At 40.0% G+C, this 16,819-nt stretch carries 11 protein-coding genes; 10 read left to right on the top strand and 1 reads right to left on the bottom strand.

Going from position 1 to position 16,819, the window contains the following annotated elements:
- The first annotated feature begins 131 nt into the window (after nucleotides 1-131).
- Nucleotides 132-2,774 (top strand): DUF2339 domain-containing protein, encoded by a 2,643-nt coding sequence (locus DO88_RS03500; protein ID WP_033040582.1) that lies wholly within the window; start codon nucleotides 132-134, stop codon nucleotides 2,772-2,774.
- 122 nt (nucleotides 2,775-2,896) lie between these two features.
- Here the strand turns inward: DO88_RS03500 and DO88_RS03505 are convergent, their stop codons facing one another.
- Entirely contained in the window at nucleotides 2,897-6,337 is a 3,441-nt protein-coding gene (locus DO88_RS03505) for a PAS domain-containing hybrid sensor histidine kinase/response regulator (RefSeq protein WP_007377499.1), read from the bottom strand.
- Between the two features lie 413 nt (nucleotides 6,338-6,750).
- Between DO88_RS03505 and DO88_RS03510 the strand changes: the two genes are divergently transcribed.
- The 9 genes from DO88_RS03510 to fba all read left to right on the top strand — a co-directional run bounded on the left by DO88_RS03510 (nucleotide 6,751) and on the right by fba (nucleotide 16,647).
- On the top strand, nucleotides 6,751-7,014 hold the full coding sequence (locus DO88_RS03510) for a DUF4212 domain-containing protein (protein WP_007377498.1): 264 nt from the start codon (nucleotides 6,751-6,753) through the stop codon (nucleotides 7,012-7,014).
- Nucleotides 7,015-7,024: 10 nt separating this feature from the next.
- Nucleotides 7,025-8,749, top strand: a complete 1,725-nt coding sequence (locus DO88_RS03515; protein ID WP_033040580.1) for a sodium:solute symporter family protein — start codon at nucleotides 7,025-7,027, stop codon at nucleotides 8,747-8,749.
- A gap of 104 nt (nucleotides 8,750-8,853) precedes the next feature.
- Nucleotides 8,854-10,692: a DUF294 nucleotidyltransferase-like domain-containing protein gene (locus tag DO88_RS03520; RefSeq protein ID WP_033040578.1), complete on the top strand. Its 1,839-nt coding sequence runs from the start codon at nucleotides 8,854-8,856 to the stop codon at nucleotides 10,690-10,692.
- A 15-nt stretch (nucleotides 10,693-10,707) separates the two neighbouring features.
- A complete protein-coding gene (locus tag DO88_RS03525; protein ID WP_033040576.1) occupies nucleotides 10,708-11,331 on the top strand; it encodes a 3'-5' exonuclease in 624 nt (207 codons plus the stop codon).
- A 138-nt stretch (nucleotides 11,332-11,469) separates the two neighbouring features.
- Complete coding sequence (locus DO88_RS03530; protein ID WP_033040574.1) at nucleotides 11,470-12,204, top strand: SIMPL domain-containing protein; 735 nt, start codon at nucleotides 11,470-11,472, stop codon at nucleotides 12,202-12,204.
- Nucleotides 12,205-12,283: 79 nt separating this feature from the next.
- Nucleotides 12,284-12,946: a peroxiredoxin-like family protein gene (locus DO88_RS03535; protein WP_033040573.1), complete on the top strand. Its 663-nt coding sequence runs from the start codon at nucleotides 12,284-12,286 to the stop codon at nucleotides 12,944-12,946.
- Between the two features lie 178 nt (nucleotides 12,947-13,124).
- Nucleotides 13,125-14,141: an erythrose-4-phosphate dehydrogenase gene (epd, locus tag DO88_RS03540; RefSeq protein WP_033040571.1), complete on the top strand. Its 1,017-nt coding sequence runs from the start codon at nucleotides 13,125-13,127 to the stop codon at nucleotides 14,139-14,141.
- A gap of 64 nt (nucleotides 14,142-14,205) precedes the next feature.
- Nucleotides 14,206-15,381 (top strand): phosphoglycerate kinase, encoded by a 1,176-nt coding sequence (locus DO88_RS03545; protein WP_007377492.1) that lies wholly within the window; start codon nucleotides 14,206-14,208, stop codon nucleotides 15,379-15,381.
- A 201-nt stretch (nucleotides 15,382-15,582) separates the two neighbouring features.
- A complete protein-coding gene (gene fba, locus DO88_RS03550) occupies nucleotides 15,583-16,647 on the top strand; it encodes a class II fructose-bisphosphate aldolase (RefSeq protein ID WP_033040569.1) in 1,065 nt (354 codons plus the stop codon).
- Nucleotides 16,648-16,819: the final 172 nt, after the last annotated feature.

The following is a 16,819-nucleotide window of genomic DNA, read 5'->3' as shown; positions in this document are numbered from 1 at the left end:
TGATTCAATACGTTAGTAAACCTCTTAACCCGAGTTCAGGCTAAGTAATAGCGTAAAAAATATTATTAATGTAGATAATATAAAAAAATAGGTACTATAGCCGCTGTAAATGAATAACTACAGAGTGTGCCATGGATGATTTAATAGGTTTAGCAGTAATACTTATATTGGTAGTTGTGGGGGGCGCTATTTGTGGATTAATTGCGCTTATACAATTAAAGAGTTTGAAGCAAGATATTACTTTTTTAAAAGCAAAAGTGAATGAGTTACAATCAAATGTCGTAGTGCAAAAACAAACTCAATGTGTTGATGCAAATATTGCACATAACCAGCCTGTGATTGCTTCAGCCAAAGTATATAAACCAGAACCCGTATACACAAATCTAGACACTGAATCCCAAATAGCGGTTAAATCCAGTATTAACAGCACAGCTAAAACAAAACGCAAAACACCATCTCCTATCGAATTATTACTTAATAAACTACGTACAGGGTTTGAAGAGAATTGGATGACCTGGATTGGCGCAATAGCACTTGCTTTTGGTGGCATATTTTTAGCTAAATACAGCCTAGAAGCGGGATTACTATCGCCTGTAATGAGGCTGAGTTTGGGTGGATTATTTGGACTTAGCTTAATTGCAGCCGCAGCTTACTTACACCATAAACGCATTGTATTTGAAGGCTTTAATAATTACATACCCGCAGCGCTTGCCAGCGGCGGGTTTATTACCTGTTTTGCTTTAACGCTTTTAGCTTACAGTAGCTACGCTATGCTTAGCCCTACCGTGGCATTTTTTGCACTGGCTGTTATTGCGATTAGTGCAAGTGCAATGGCGCTTAGGCTAGGCCCATTATTGGCTGTATTAGGTATTATTGGCGCTTATAGTGTACCAATATGGGTTAGTACAGGCAGTGGTAACTTGTTTGCATTATTTATGTATGTTGGTTTTGTAAGTTTGTCGGCTGCGTTAGTTGCACATAAAGTACAGCGAGCTTGGTTGTGGTATTTATTATGGGCAGGGCACATTGGCTGGTATTTAGTTGGTTTTACATTACTTAAAATTAATACCGTTTGGTTAATGGGGACGTTTGCTTTACTTAGTATTATAGGGCTAATTGCTATACCACGCTTAGGCCTAAAACTGAATGTTATTGAACATCGCCCGCACAGTTTAAAACGCTTAATTAAAGTGCTCCCAGATCACCTCTTATTACTCGCTTTTATAGCGCCCTTAATATTTACCATGTTGATCAGTCACTTTGATATGCAGTGGCAAACAGTTGGCGTGTTAAGTATTGGTTTGGTGCTATTTTTAGTCCTTAAAAATAGCCGCTGGGATATTTGGCAGGGCGTAGCGTTAGTTATTTCAACGCTATTAGTTATAAGTGCTCAGCGCACGCATTTGTCGCCAAACCTATTTGATGACGCACTCTTTATATTCAAAAATGAGTATGGTTTGGGTTTATTACTCGGGTTGTTACTTACAGTTTACGGGCTTTATTACGGTAAAAAGCAATCTAAGCGTTTAGCGTTTCATATAACGGGGGCATTTAGTGTATTTGTAATGATAGCGGCTTTGTATGCGCTTATTCCTAACTCTGCGTTAAGTACTGCATATCCACTTTGGGCCGTTGTATTGTTTGTAGTCGCCGCTATTTTAATAAGGCTCGCGCAGCATAATACAACGCTATTTCAGCGTTTTACTTATTGGGTAGGCGCTAATGCCAATATTACGTTAGCAATTACCATGCTACTCAGTGACAGCGGCTTAACCATTGCACTTGCTGTACAAGTATTACTTATAAGCGTGCTTATTAAGCGCTATAGCGTGCCTATGCCGCATTGGCCTATAAAAGCCTTGGTTGCTGCGTTGTTACTGCGCCTTACGCTTTCACCTTGGACGCCAAGCTACGATGCGTTAACGGTATTTGGTTTGCATTGGAGTATTGTGGTTTATCCGTTATGTATTGCGTTATTTTTTGCCGCAGCTAGGTGCTTTAAAGCATCTCAATTAAAAGTATGGTTAGAAGGTGCGGCGCTTCATTGTTTAGCACTTTTTATTACCACCGAAACAAGTTATCAGCTAGTAGGGCATTATCCGCAATTTGATTCACTTAACTTTTACGAACAAATACTCCTTACCTGTAACTGGCTGGCATTAGGGTGCGTGTACTTACACAGAGCAAAACTTGCCGGTACTTTAGCTAAGTTATATAAAGTGGCGGGTTTTGCACTTGCAGGGTTAGCGGGGCTTTTTGCTATTAAAACACTGTTTGACGACAACCCATTATTTGAATCACTTTACATAGGTGAGCTGCCAATATTTAACTGGTTATTACTATTGTGGTTAGTACCTGCAGGATTAACGCTTTGGCTGGCCAAGCTTGTAAAACCAATAAATGCTAAAGCTACGTCATTTATATTGGCCGTTGTGGGTGGTTTTATATTATTGGCTATAAACAGCTTTATTCGCCAATATTGGCAGGGCCCTTACATTTACTTATCAAAAGGCGCAAGCAATGCAGAGCTTTATAGCTACTCTGTTATTTGGTTATTATTGGGTGCGGCTACTGTTATTTTTGGTCATTTAAAAAATCAATTATTAATACAAAAAGTAGGCTTAGGCTTACTAGCTGCCGTTATTGTTAAGGTGTTTTTAATTGATATGGCTAACTTGGAGGGCTTACTTAAAGCGCTTTCGTTTATTGGATTGGGGCTTTCGTTAGTGGGACTAAGTTGGTTGTTCCAAAAGCTCAGAAGCCGAGTAAATTAGTTTAACTTTATGAACACTTTATAAAGCAAAGCCCAGTAAAGATACTGGGCTTTTTGTTTTACGGTATTACTAGATAGCTTTTAACTAGATAACTTTTAACTAGAACACTTGTTACTCGCTTATTATGTACTGTGATTAAGCAGTGCTTTTAGTTTGCCCGGTTTAATTGGCTTACTTAAATAATGAATATTAGCGGCTTTGGTTTCTTGTTTAAGCTCTGTGTCGCGTACTGCGGTAATTAAAATAGCAGGTACTTGGCTTTGCCAAATTTCGCGCAGGGTTTTAATTAGTGTTATCCCATCGCAGTCGCTGCCTAGTTGATAATCCATTAAAATAACATCGGGTGCGCCATTTTGTTTAGCATAAGTGAGTACACTATCTACGTTATCAAATAGTGTGTAATTAGCTTGCCATTTTTTAAGTAAACTCGCCATGGCGGCTAAATTTTCGGGGTCGTCGTCTACGGCTATTATATTAATTGCTGCGCGGTTTTCTATTAGGCTACTTGCAGTGTTTTTTTGCTGTACGAACAGCTTATCGCCATAAGGTACTTCAACACTAAAGCGACTGCCTTTATTGGGCTCTGAGCGTACATGCAATGGCAAGCTAAGTAAGTCAGCCATTCGTTTCACTACGCCAAGGCCTAAGCCAACGCCTTTGTTATCACCTGATTCAACACGGTAAAAGTCGTTAAATATTTTGGCTTGTTCAACTTCGCTAATACCTGGGCCGGTATCCCATACTTCTATCAGTAGGTTGTGTTTACGGTTTCTACAGGCAATTAATACACGGCCTTTGTCAGTGTACTTAACGGCATTAGATACTAAGTTTTGAATAATTCGGCGTAAATAGGTTATGTCGCTGTGTACGATTTGTTGATTTGAACGTACCGTTAGTTTAAGCCCTTTATCACTAGATAATATTGCGTATTCGCTTTGTAATGGCGCTAAAATTTCATCAATGCAAAAATGGCGAGGCGTTGGGGTCATCGCGCCTTGTTCTAGTTTGGCTATTTCGAGCAAAGCTGACATTAAATGCACGGTTGAGTCGAGGCTGTCGCCCAATTTATCAAAGTTATTTTGGTTGGTGCTATCGAGCTGCTTTTCGTCAATAGCAGCAAGGTATAAACGCGCTGCATTAAGCGGCTGTAAAATATCGTGGCTTGCCAACGCTAAAAATCGTGTTTTACTGTCGTTAGCTTGCTCTGCTTCACGCTTGGCTAAAGTAAGTGCTTGCTCTGTCTGTACGCGACTGTCTATTTGTGCTTGTAAGTCTTTATTAATTGTTTGTACTTCTTGGGTACGTGCTTCTATGCGATTTTCAAGATCCATGTTTACTTCTTCAAGCGCATTTTGTGTGCTTATATGATTTGTAATATCCGAAAAGCTAGTAACAAAACCGCCATCAGGTAGTGGATTACCAATCATCTCAAATACTTGGCCGTTACGGCGGTGGCGAATAAAATGATGGGAACTGCCATTTTTTAAATGCTGCACGCGTTTTTCTACTTGGCGTTCTATTTCGCCTGGGCCACATTCACCACGGTTGGCGTTGTACCTAATAATATCTTCAATATGTTGGCCTACTTCTAAAAAGCCCTCTGGGTAGCCAAACATTTCACCATAGCGTTTGTTCCATGCAACAAGTTTTAAGTCTTTATCGACTACTGAAATACCATGACTTAAATTTTCGAGCGAGGTAAACAATAAATTTTGATTAAACTGCAGTGCTTGTGTCGTTTCGTCAAAAAAGTTTACAACCTCTTCAAACGCCATGCGCTTACCCGACGATACCGTATGTATTAATGCTTGTGCCGATGAGGCGCCCAACACACCCGTAAGAGCACGCTCACAATAAGCAATAAATTCAGGTTCAGGGTGAGCGTTGTTATCACTTAAATGATGTGCCAATGCGTAATGCGCGAGGACTTGTTGGCTACGCTGAATACCTAAAAAAGTTTGCAGTAGTATTTTAAAATCGTAAACCGTGGCTTTTACGTCTTTATTTAAACGCCTTGCTAAAATAGCCTGATCTTTTGGGTTAACAAATGCAGCTGCTTGAATTTTATCGATTAGACGCTCTTCTGCGCCTAATGAAAAGCTAATATAACAACCAATATTGGCAAATAAGGCAATGAGCGTCCCGCGTGTTATGAGTGTTTGTTGTAATTCACTATTTAAGGTGTTGCCTGCATCTAAAATAGGTAGCATTAAAAATAGCACCCAACAAATAATGCCAGCTATTAAACCAGCATAAACACCGTAAGCATGACCTTTTCGCCAGTATAAACCGCCAACAATAGCGGGCAATAATTGCGTAACGAGTGAAAATGCCACTAGCCCCATACTCGCCAATGCACTGCTGTGGCCAAACCATTGTTGATAAAAATAAGCCAAGATTAGAATACCGGCAATGGTAAAACGTCTTACCAATAAAATTTGCGATTTGTAGCTGGTGGTAATTAAGTTACGTTTAAATTTACGGCGTAATATTAATGGCAATACAACATCATTTGAGATCATAGTACTTAATGTAAGTGTTGCGACCACTATCATTGCGGTGGCGGCAGACAACCCGCCTATAAATACAAAAGTGGTTAAAAATGCATTGTCGTTAATTAACGGTAGGGCAAGTACAAAGCTGTCGGGGGAATAACCACTGCCGATTTCAGGATGGATAGCGGCAGTTGCAATGGGTAAAATCATCGCAGCAGTCAATAACAAATACAGAGGAAAAGCCCAGCGAGCAGTAAATAAATGACGTTTATTTTGGTTGTCTACAACGGTGACATGAAATTGGCGTGGTAAGCATATAATGGCAGCTGCAGCCATTAACGACTGACCAATAAAGTTAAAACTGAAAAAGTTAAAATCGCTCCAGTGATCCCAAATTGATTCGGTGATTTTACTTGAGGTTGATTCGGGCAAATTAAATAGTGTAAATATGGCAAGTCCTGCCACAGCCATAAGTGCAATAAGTTTAATCATTGATTCAAAGGCAACAGCAAGCATTAAGCCTGAGCGATATTCGGTCACATCGACTTTGCGCGTACCAAAAAATATAGCAAATAAAGCCATAATTAATGTGGCAGAAAGCGCGAGCATATCGCCGGATATTTTATTACTGTTTTGCAAAAGTAAAAAGCTGGTACTGAGTGCTTTTAGTTGTAGTGCGATATAAGGAATAGTCGCCAGTAACGCGATAACTGTTACCATAATTGCAGTAGTTTGGCGCTTACCGTAACGAGCAGAGATGAAATCGGCAATAGTGGTTATGTTTTGTTTTTTACTCACCAACACTAATTTACGTAAAAAGCCTTGTCCGAAAAAAAACAACAATGCAGGACCAAGCAAAATAGGTAAGTAGCTCCAGCTACTAGTCGCCGCAGTTCCTACTGACCCATAGTAGGTCCATGAAGTACAATAAATACCTAATGAAAATGAGTAAACAAAAGGGTGGTGGCTAATGCGTTTTGCTAAAGGCGTCGTTTTATCACCCCAGTTAGCCAGCCAAAACAGCACACCTATATATCCTAAAGCAACAATAATGAGTACGGCAGTCATGTTGTTATTAAACCTTATTATTTAAAATAGCCCCCAACCCTATGAGGGATTAACACAATACCAGAACTCAGGTTAAGTGTGAGGGTTGAATTTAAATCATAATTTTAGTTTTATTTTTATCTTTTTGAATATTAAAGATAAAAATAAAATAACTTATAGCATTAGACTAATGTCGCATTAATTTAGTACTTAGCTTCTTTATAACCCTAAAACTCAACTTAAAAACCTTAACAGGCTGAAAAATAACAAAAAGAGCTATTTAGGTTTAGTTGTTTTTATACAGTTTACGTAAACGTTAATAAGCTGTTACGACTATGGTCGCAATTCAATCTTGAGACAGCATTGCTAAATTGGTAAGTGAAGATAAAAAACCACTCATCGCGATATTGCGGTGCTTAAAGGGGAAAATAAAAATGGCTTTTAAAGATGAAGAACAAGCAAAAGCTTATTGGGCAGAAAATATTTCACTGTTATTTAAACTATTAGCAGTGTGGTTTATTGTGTCTTTTGGCTTTGGCATATTATTGGTAGATGTACTTAATGAAGTACGTTTTTTTGGGTTTAAACTTGGCTTCTGGTTCGCCCAGCAAGGCGCGATTTATACCTTTGTTGCTTTGATTTTTGTGTACGTTTTCAAAATGAATACGTTAGATAAAAAATATGGCGTAGACGAATAGGAGCTAAGCAATGGATGTTCAAACACTCACGTTTTTAATTGTTGGTTTAAGCTTTGCGCTTTATATCGGCATAGCAATTTGGGCCCGAGCGGGTTCAACTAAAGAATTTTATGTCGCGGGCGGCGGCGTACCTCCTCTTGCTAATGGTATGGCAACAGCAGCTGATTGGATGAGCGCCGCGTCGTTTATTTCAATGGCGGGTATTATTTCGTTTGCAGGTTACGATGGCAGCGTTTACTTAATGGGGTGGACAGGTGGTTATGTACTATTAGCTATGTGTTTAGCGCCTTACTTACGTAAATTCGGCAAGTTTACTGTACCTGACTTTATTGGCGACCGTTACTATTCACGCACCGCACGTTTAGTGGCAATTGTATGTGCCATATTCATTTGTTTTACTTATATTGCAGGGCAAATGCGCGGCGTAGGCGTCGTATTTTCACGCTTTTTAGAAGTAGAAATTGAAACTGGTGTTTACATCGGTATGGTGATTGTATTCTTTTATGCGGTACTTGGCGGCATGAAAGGCATTACCTATACACAGGTAGCGCAATATTGTGTACTTGTATTTGCCTACCTTGTACCAGCCATTTTCATCTCAATGATGATGACGGGTCACTTTTTCCCACAAACCGGTTTTGGTGCCACATTAATTGGCAGCGACGGCGCGTACGTACTTGATAAACTAGACGGCTTAAGCGCTGAACTTGGTTTTGCGCAATATACCGAAGGCTCTAAGAGCATGATTGACGTGTTCGCTATTACTGGTGCTTTAATGGTAGGTACTGCTGGTTTACCACATGTAATTGTACGCTTTTTCACTGTACCTCGCGTAAAAGACACGCGTATTTCTGCCGCATGGACTCTTGTGTTCATCGCGATTGTTTATACTACAGCACCTGCGGTTGCAGCTTTTGCTCGCGTAAACATGGTTGATACCATTAATGGTAAAGACGGTAGCGGTACAGCTTACGCAGAAGCACCTGCATGGATTAAAAATTGGGAACGTACGGGATTAATCACTTTTGATGATAAAAATGGCGATGGCAAAATGTTCTACACGGCGGGTAAAATTACCGATCCGAACAGTGCTAACGAAGTCAATGTAGATCGCGACATTATGGTATTAGCAAATCCAGAAATTGCTAACTTACCAGCATGGGTTATTGCACTTGTAGCAGCAGGTGGTATTGCTGCCGCATTATCTACAACAGCAGGTTTACTACTGGTTATTTCGACCTCCGTTTCGCACGATTTACTCAAGCGAACCCTCAAGCCCGATATTACCGACAAGCAAGAGCTACTTGCAGCGAGGTTGGCAGCCATGGTTGCTATTGTTATCTCCGCGTACTTTGGTATTAACCCGCCTGGATTTGTGGCATCGGTTGTGGCATTTGCCTTTGGCTTGGCGGCTGCGAGTTTCTTCCCTGCAATTATTATGGGTATATTCTCTAAAACAATGAACCGCGAAGGGGCTGTTGCCGGTATGGTAACGGGTATAGGCTTTACCGCTGCGTATATCATCTTCTTCAAGTTTGTTAGTCCAGAGCTAAACAGCCCTGAAAATTGGTTCTTAGGTATTTCGCCTGAAGGTATTGGCTTAATTGGTATGATTATTAACTTTGCAGTTGCTGCAATTGTTCTTAAATTTACTCAACCAACACCTGTTGAAATTCAAGAAATGGTAGAAGGTATTCGTAATCCTAAAGGATCGGCAGAAGCGCACGATCACTAAGGTTACTTAAAATAAAGCGTAAAAAGCCCGACTTAAGTCGGGCTTTTTATTTGTATAAAAAATGAGTACATTGGTGTTGTGTATACTTTTTAATGAGCACAACGATGAGCGTAGAACAACAAGAAATAGCCCAATATGTTTGCATGCAAGCACCATTTAGCCTACTTGATAGCAGTGCATACGAGTATTTTGTAAATCACCTCGACATTATTTACCTCACCCGCGAAAATCAAACTCAGTGGTTGCAAAGTGAAAACCCTAAACTATTTTTAATTCGCTCTGGTTTGTATGATTTAGTTGATGCTAAAGGCGACGTTGTTACGCGTTTAGCACAAGGTGATTACTTTGGCTTCCCGTCGTTACTAACGGGGGAAGCGATTCAAAACCGTTTAGCGGTACAAAAAGAGGGCATAGTGTATATGCTCTCTCAAACGCATTTTGATTTTTTACGCAGAGAATATAAATCGTTTGAGCAATACTTTGTACGCGCTCATGCTAACCGGTTGTTGTCATCGCATTATAAAAGTAAAAACGATAGCTGGTCTGAGCGTAAAATATCAGAGCTGATGGCACGCACAGCGATTACGCTTGCGCCTGATGCAAGCATTAGGCAAAGCGCTAAAAAGATGAAACAGCATGGTGTGTCGTCAATAATGATAACGCAGCATGCACATTTAGTTGGCGTGGTTACCGATCGTGATTTACGTAACCGCGTACTCGCCGACGAGGTAAACCCTCAAGATGCTGTAAGCAGCATTATGACCGCTAAGCCCAAGTTTATATTTGAAAATAATCGAGTGTTTTCAGCGCTGCATTTAATGCTTAAGCATAATATTCATCACTTACCGGTTCTTGATGAAAACCATAAACCGATAGGAATGATAACCAGCACCGACTTATTACGCCAACAAAAAAGTGACCCCGTGCAGCTTATTGGGCGCATTTATAAAGCGCACACTATTACTGACTTAAAACGCTATGCAAAAGAAATCCCCGAGTTATTGCGTGGTTTTTCGTACAACATTGACGACATATCGCTAATTGGTAAATTACTAAGTGGATTAACCGATGCGCTTACATCGCGACTTATTCACTTATTTCAAGAAGAGCATGGCGCAGCGCCAACCAGCTTTAGTTTTATTTGCTTTGGCTCGCAAGCACGCGAAGAGCAAACTCTGCATTCGGATCAAGATAACGGCTTATTACTCCCTAACGACTTAAGCAATGATCAGCAAGCTTACTTTAAAAGCATGGGGGAATTTGTATGTGAGAACTTAGTTGAATGCGGCATTAGGCGTTGCCCAGGTAATATTATGGCAAGCAGCGATGAGTGCCGAATGAGCGTAAACGACTGGAGCGAGCGCTTTTTTAAATGGATAAAAAGCCCCACACCAGATGCGATGCTTAATTGTAAAATATTTTTTGACCTGCGCTTTATTGAAGGTTCAAACGCTTTATACACCGCTTTTTGCGAGCAGCTAATTCGTATATCGCGTAACGACTTATTCTATGCTGCAATGGCAACCGACATAAGTAGTAACAGCGTGCCAATTGGTTTATTTAATAAATTTAAAACCGAAAAAACCGATGAAAATAATAAATACATAGATTTAAAAAAACGCGGTGTCGTAATTATAAATGACATAGTGCGGTTATACGCTTTAAAAGCGGGTATTAAGCGAGCTAATACCCAAGAGCGACTAGAGGCACTGCTCAAACATAAATTGCTTAGCAAAGAAGATATATACAACCTAAAAGATTGCTGGCGGTTTTTAACGCAGCTTCGTTTGAGTACACAAATAAACGAAGAAGGTTTACCAAGTAATTGTATTAATCCTAATAAATTAAACTCACTAGAGCGCCATCAACTAAAAGAAGCGTTTTACCTTGTTAAACAAGCGCAGCAAGCTGCTGCGTTTAAGTTTGCTCGCGGCAGTTTATAATGATGGATTACTAACATGGTAAAAAAGCTGCTCACTCGGTACTTAAAGCGCCGTAAATTACTAGGCAAAAATGCCTTGCAACAGCGTTACTTAGTGATTGATTTAGAGCTCACTGGCCTTGATGCAAAACAGCACGAAATTGTATCGGTAGCGTGGGTGGTAATAGATAATCAATGTATAAAAATGAGTGAGTCGCAGCATATTATCAATAAAGACGTTATAAGCCTCGAACAAAGCCCTGTTTATCACGGTATAAATGATGATGCGGTAGCAAAAGGGCAAAGTTTACACAGTATACTAATGCAACTAAGCAGCCACTTTAATGATTGTATTTTAGTGTTTCATAATGCCATGCTCGATTGGGGCTTTTTAAAAATAGCCTTAAAAAATGCCAATATAACAACGCGGCCTAAACTGATACTCGACACCCTTCACATCGAGAAAAAGCGCTTACTCAACCATTCATCTGAAATAAAACAAGATGATTTAACCCTTAATGCTTGCCGCACACGTTATGAGTTACCAAGCTATCATTGCCACCACGCATTAACCGATGCACAAGCGACCGCCGAGTTACTGCTAGCTCAGTGCCATCAAATAAGCCGTGGCAAAGAGTTAAAAGTAGGCGAGTTGACGTAGGTTGGCTGTAGGTTGGGCTTTATGCCGCGCGAGATAAACTCCCGCCTACAATAAAGAGCAGTTTACTTTTATTGTTATCCGTATAACTATAGGTACAGTTACGTAATCATTATTTACTAATTACTTCAAGGAACGAACATGAAACTCATCACTACTATTTTCTTAACCTTATTCCCACTTATCACTTTTGCTAATTCAAGCTTGCCTGCTAATCGCCATATTGCAGTGCAGGGTACTGCAGAGGTATTAGCAAAGCCCGATATGGCTAAGATTTCTTTTGAAGTAATAAGCTTTAAAGACAAATCACTTGATGCTAAACGTGATGTTGATGATCGAGTAAATTTGTTACTTAAAGGATTAAGCAAGTACGGTGTTAAGGAGACGGATGTTTCTGCTACAAGCCTGTTAACTTACAATGATGACGACAAGTTTAATGTCGAGAGCGGTACAGCAATTAATGCAGGATATGTAGCAACAAGAACACTTAAAGTAACATTAAGAAATATTGAAAAGTTGAATGATTTTATCGATTTTGCATTAAGTGTAAAAATTAATGAACTGACGAATATTGAGCTTATGTCTTCAAAAGCCGCGCAGTTAGAAGCTGAAGCAATACAAGGCGCAATAGATAACGCTATAGTTAAAGGGGGTAAGCTTGCTAAAGCATTTGGCGCAGAGCTTGGAAAAATTTACAGCATTAATTCAAATTCTAACCGTTCAAGTTATGGTTATGGCGCAGATAATTTTGAGAGAATAGTTGTAACCGGTTCTAAAGTTACTAGAAATCCATTTGAGCAAGGTAGATACCTGCAAGAAACTATTACATTTAAATCATCAATAAACGTGGTATTTGATTTAGAAGTAAATGATTAAGTTAAAATTTTCATTTCAAATACATTTTCATAATGTAAGCTGGCTTTAAGTTTTTGATTAATTTAAAAGTAGCTATATTATGAGCGATAAAAATAACACGTTAAAAGCACAAACTGAGGCAAAAATAGCAGCAGGGCGTAAAGGTAATCCTGATTTTATGAAAGGTGTAGATGAAACGATTGCACAAGCAAAAGCGTTTCAACAAGGTGCTAATGCACTTGATTTAAACCAAAGCGCACCAAGTTTTGAGTTACCAAATCAACATGGTCAATCGGTGCAGTTAACTGAGTTACTTGCTAAAGGGCCTGTGGTTGTTACTTTTTATCGTGGAAGTTGGTGTCCGTACTGCAATTTACAGCTCAAAGCGCTTCAAGCACGTTTACCTGAAGTTCACGCATTAGGCGCACAATTGGTGGCTATTAGCCCGCAAGTACCCGATGGCTCACTTAGTGACGATGAAATAAGTAACATGGATTTTTTAGTGCTGAGTGATCAAAATGCAGATGTAGCAGCAAGCTACGGCGTAGCATGGAAAGTACCCACATTTTTACTAGAGCATATGCGAGTAGACCGAGGCCTAGATTTAGAGTCGGTTAACAATGGCAATAGTAGTGTTTTACCGATCCCTGCCACCTTTGTTTTAGATAAACAAGGTAAAGTGACTTGGCGTTATGTTGATGTTGATTATCGTACTCGTTCTGAGCCAGAAGATATAATTAACGCTTTAAAAAATTTAGTATAAAAAACTTAATTTAAAAAGTCAGAACCCTCGAAGAGCTTGCAATGCCTAAGCTCTTTACTCTTAATTTAAAGTTTCTAATGCTTCCCTCTTATAATCAGATGCAAGGTCGATTACAATACAGCCATCTAAAAGGCATATTGCCTTTATCTGCACGCTAAAAGAGTGGATTTTATATTTCATGGCAATCAAACTTGCAATTAATGGTTTTGGTCGTATTGGTCGAAATATTGTCCGCGCGTTATACGAGTCTGGTTTGAGCGACGATATAAAAATTGTTGCGATTAACGAACTTGCTGACCCTGAAGCTATTGCTCATTTATTAAAATACGACACATCCCACGGTCGTTTTTCTTTTCCTGTAAAACTTGGCGAAGACACCATTAGTGTTGCAGGCGATACCATTGCACTTTTTTGTGAAGAAAACCCAATTGAATTACTTTGGCAAACGCTCGATGTAGACGTTGTACTTGAATGTACAGGTGTTTATCACTCGCGCGAACATGCGCAGTTACATATTACAGCAGGCGCTAAAAAGGTGTTGTTTTCACATCCGGCCGATAACGATGTTGATGCCACTATTGTGTATGGTATTAACGACGATGAGCTTAAAAGCGAGCATACAATTGTGTCTAACGGCTCGTGTACAACTAACTGTGTTGTGCCGGTTATTAAAGTATTAGATGATGCATTTGGTATTGAGTCGGGCGCTATTACAACGATTCATGCGTCGATGAACGATCAACAAGTGATTGATGGTTATCATCATGATTTACGCCGTACTCGCGCTGCAAGCCAATCAATTATTCCAGTTGATACAAAGCTTGCCCGTGGTATAGACCGTATTTTACCTAAGTTTAAAGGTCGTTTTGAGGCAATTGCCGTACGAGTTCCGACTATAAATGTAACGGCAATGGATTTAAGTGTAACGGTTAATACCGATGTAGATTTAAACGCAGTAAATAATGCACTTAAAGCACAAGCAAAAGATCGCTTAGAAGGTATTTTAAGTTATACCGAAGAGCCGCTTGTATCGGTTGATTTTAATCACGACCCACATTCTTGTATTATTGACGGCACACAAACACGTGTTAGTCACAAACGACTGATAAAATTATTAGTATGGTGTGATAACGAATGGGGTTTTGCTAATCGTATGCTCGACACCGCGCGTGCTATGATGGCAGTGAATAAGTAATTTATTAATATAATAATTTTAAACGTATTTTTCAGGTTCAGTATCGTTAACTAAGGAGATGTTCATGTCGGTCATAAAAATGGTAGATTTAGATTTAAACGGCAAACGCGTATTAATTCGTGAAGATTTAAATGTACCAGTTAAAGCAGGTAAAGTGACGTCAGATGCGCGTATTCGTGCAGCACTACCTACTATTAAACTAGCCCTTGAGAAAGGCGCTAAAGTAATGGTTATGTCACACCTTGGCCGTCCTACGGAAGGGGAATACGATGAAGCATTTTCGCTTGCACCTGTAGCTGATTACTTAAACGATGCCCTTGAGCAAACTGTGCGTTTAGAAAAAGATTACCTAAATGGTGTTGATATTGCTGATAACGAAGTGGTTGTTTTTGAAAACGTGCGCTTTAACAAAGGCGAGAAGAAAAACGACGAAGCGCTATCTAAGCAACTAGCAGCACTGTGTGATGTATATGTAATGGATGCATTTGGTACGGCTCACCGTGCACAAGCATCTACGCATGGCGTTGGCTTATTTGCTGATGTGGCATGTGCAGGTCCGCTGTTATCGGCTGAACTTGAAGCATTAGGCAAGGCACTTGATAACCCCGCTCGTCCATTAGTGGCGATTGTAGGTGGTTCTAAAGTTTCAACTAAATTAACCGTTTTAGATTCACTTTCTAAAATTGTCGATCAGTTAGTTACCGGTGGCGGTATTGCAAATACCTTTATTGCTGCATCAGGTAGCCCAGTTGGTAAATCGCTTTACGAACCTGATTTAATGGATGAAGCGAACCGTTTATGTGCAGCAGCGATTGCTAATAATGGTGAAATTCCGGTACCGACTGACGTAGTTGTTGGTAATGAGTTTTCTGAATCTGCTGTAGCTACGCTTAAAGATGTAAGCGAAGTAACAAGCGACGATATGATTTTTGATATTGGTCCTGATACAGCGAGTAAGCTTGCAAAAATTATTGCAAATGCGGGCACTGTTGTATGGAATGGTCCAGTAGGCGTGTTCGAGTTTGACCAGTTTGGTAATGGCACTCGTGCTATTGCACAAGCAATTGCTAACTCAAATGCGTTTTCAATTGCTGGTGGTGGTGATACCTTAGCCGCCATTGATAAATACGGCATTGCCGATAAAGTTTCTTATATTTCTACTGGTGGTGGTGCGTTCTTAGAGTTTTTAGAAGGCAAAAAACTGCCAGCAGTTGAAATGCTAGAGTCGCGCGCTAAATAAATTTATTTAGCCGTGTAAGGTGAGGGGAAACCCTCGCCAACAATTAATTATTAAATACCTCTCACCCTAATTTAATAATTAATTTTGACGGAATTTTACTGTAAAGCAGTGGTTTTTCGTGGCGTTGTTATAACGCCAAACTAACACATCCGTTCAAACTAGATGGTAGGGAACTGCTATCGATAAATTGGAGAATACCCAATGGCTTTAATCAGTATGCGACAACTTTTAGATCATGCAGCAGAGCATGGTTACGGCGTTCCAGCTTTTAACGTTAATAACCAAGAGCAAATGCGCGCAATAATGGAAGCGGCTGACAAAACAAACAGCCCAGTAATCGTGCAAGGATCAGCGGGCGCACGTGCTTATGCTGGTGCTCCATTTATTCGTCATATGATTTTAGCAGCTGTTGAAGAATGGCCACATATCCCCGTTGTTATGCACCAAGATCACGGCACATCGCCAGGTGTATGTCAGCGTTCAATTCAGCTTGGTTTTTCATCAGTAATGATGGATGGCTCGTTAATGAGCGACGGTAAAACTCCTTCAAGCTACGAATACAATGTAGAAGTAACGCGTGAAACTGTTGCTATGGCGCATGCCTGTGGCGTATCGGTTGAAGGCGAGCTAGGTGTACTTGGTTCACTTGAAACAGGTGAAGCTGGCGAAGAAGATGGCGTTGGCGCAGAAGGCATATTAACCACTGAGCAAATGCTAACAGATCCTGAAGAAGCGGCTGACTTTGTAAATAAAACACACGTTGACGCACTTGCAATTGCATGTGGTACTTCGCACGGTGCCTATAAATTTACGCGCCCACCAACAGATGACATTTTAGCGATTGACCGCATTAAAGCGATTCATGCACGTATTCCTAACACGCACTTAGTGATGCATGGTTCATCTTCGGTTCCACAAGAGTGGTTAGAAATTATTAATCAGTATGGTGGCGAAATTCCAGAAACTTATGGTGTGCCTGTTGAGCAAATTGTCGAAGGTATTAAGTTTGGTGTTCGTAAGGTAAATATTGATACTGATTTACGTTTAGCTTCTACCGGTGCAATTCGCCGTCACATGGCGTTAAACCCATCTAACTTTGATCCTCGTAAATACTTAGCTGAAGCAACTAAAGCAATGACAGAGATTTGTGTTGCACGCTATAACTCGTTTGGTACCTCTGGTCAGGCGAGTAAAATTAAGCCAATTTCACTTGATGCAATGCACCTTAAATATTTAAGCGGTGAGCTAGACCCTAAAATTAGATAATCGATCAATTTATAATTGATCATTATTAGGGCCTGTTTATCTTTCGAGGTTAAATTTACAGCAGTATGTTTGGTATTTAGGCAAGGCAGAGCCTATGAAGTGTGGTTATTCCCCATAAATAGGCGATAACGTGAAATAAATGCCAAACATGCGCTGCCCGAAGGGTTCTGCC

It is taken from the genome of Pseudoalteromonas sp. S3431 (assembly GCF_000690035.1).
GTDB classification, from domain to species: domain Bacteria; phylum Pseudomonadota; class Gammaproteobacteria; order Enterobacterales; family Alteromonadaceae; genus Pseudoalteromonas; species Pseudoalteromonas fuliginea.
This window is presented reverse-complemented; position numbering and strand designations above follow the sequence as displayed.

Excerpts from the sequence above, each read along its gene's own strand:
- DO88_RS03535 (WP_033040573.1), top strand. The coding sequence starts at position 12,284 with ATGAGCGATAAAAATAACACGTTAAAAGCACAAACTGAGGCAAAAATA.
- DO88_RS03510 (WP_007377498.1), top strand. The coding sequence starts at position 6,751 with ATGGCTTTTAAAGATGAAGAACAAGCAAAAGCTTATTGGGCAGAAAAT.
- fba (WP_033040569.1), top strand. The coding sequence starts at position 15,583 with ATGGCTTTAATCAGTATGCGACAACTTTTAGATCATGCAGCAGAGCAT.
- DO88_RS03545 (WP_007377492.1), top strand. The coding sequence starts at position 14,206 with ATGTCGGTCATAAAAATGGTAGATTTAGATTTAAACGGCAAACGCGTA.
- DO88_RS03530 (WP_033040574.1), top strand. The coding sequence starts at position 11,470 with ATGAAACTCATCACTACTATTTTCTTAACCTTATTCCCACTTATCACT.
- epd (WP_033040571.1), top strand. The coding sequence starts at position 13,125 with ATGGCAATCAAACTTGCAATTAATGGTTTTGGTCGTATTGGTCGAAAT.
- DO88_RS03500 (WP_033040582.1), top strand. The coding sequence starts at position 132 with ATGGATGATTTAATAGGTTTAGCAGTAATACTTATATTGGTAGTTGTG.
- DO88_RS03505 (WP_007377499.1), bottom strand. The coding sequence starts at position 6,337 with ATGACTGCCGTACTCATTATTGTTGCTTTAGGATATATAGGTGTGCTG.
- DO88_RS03515 (WP_033040580.1), top strand. The coding sequence starts at position 7,025 with ATGGATGTTCAAACACTCACGTTTTTAATTGTTGGTTTAAGCTTTGCG.
- DO88_RS03520 (WP_033040578.1), top strand. The coding sequence starts at position 8,854 with ATGAGCGTAGAACAACAAGAAATAGCCCAATATGTTTGCATGCAAGCA.
- DO88_RS03525 (WP_033040576.1), top strand. The coding sequence starts at position 10,708 with ATGGTAAAAAAGCTGCTCACTCGGTACTTAAAGCGCCGTAAATTACTA.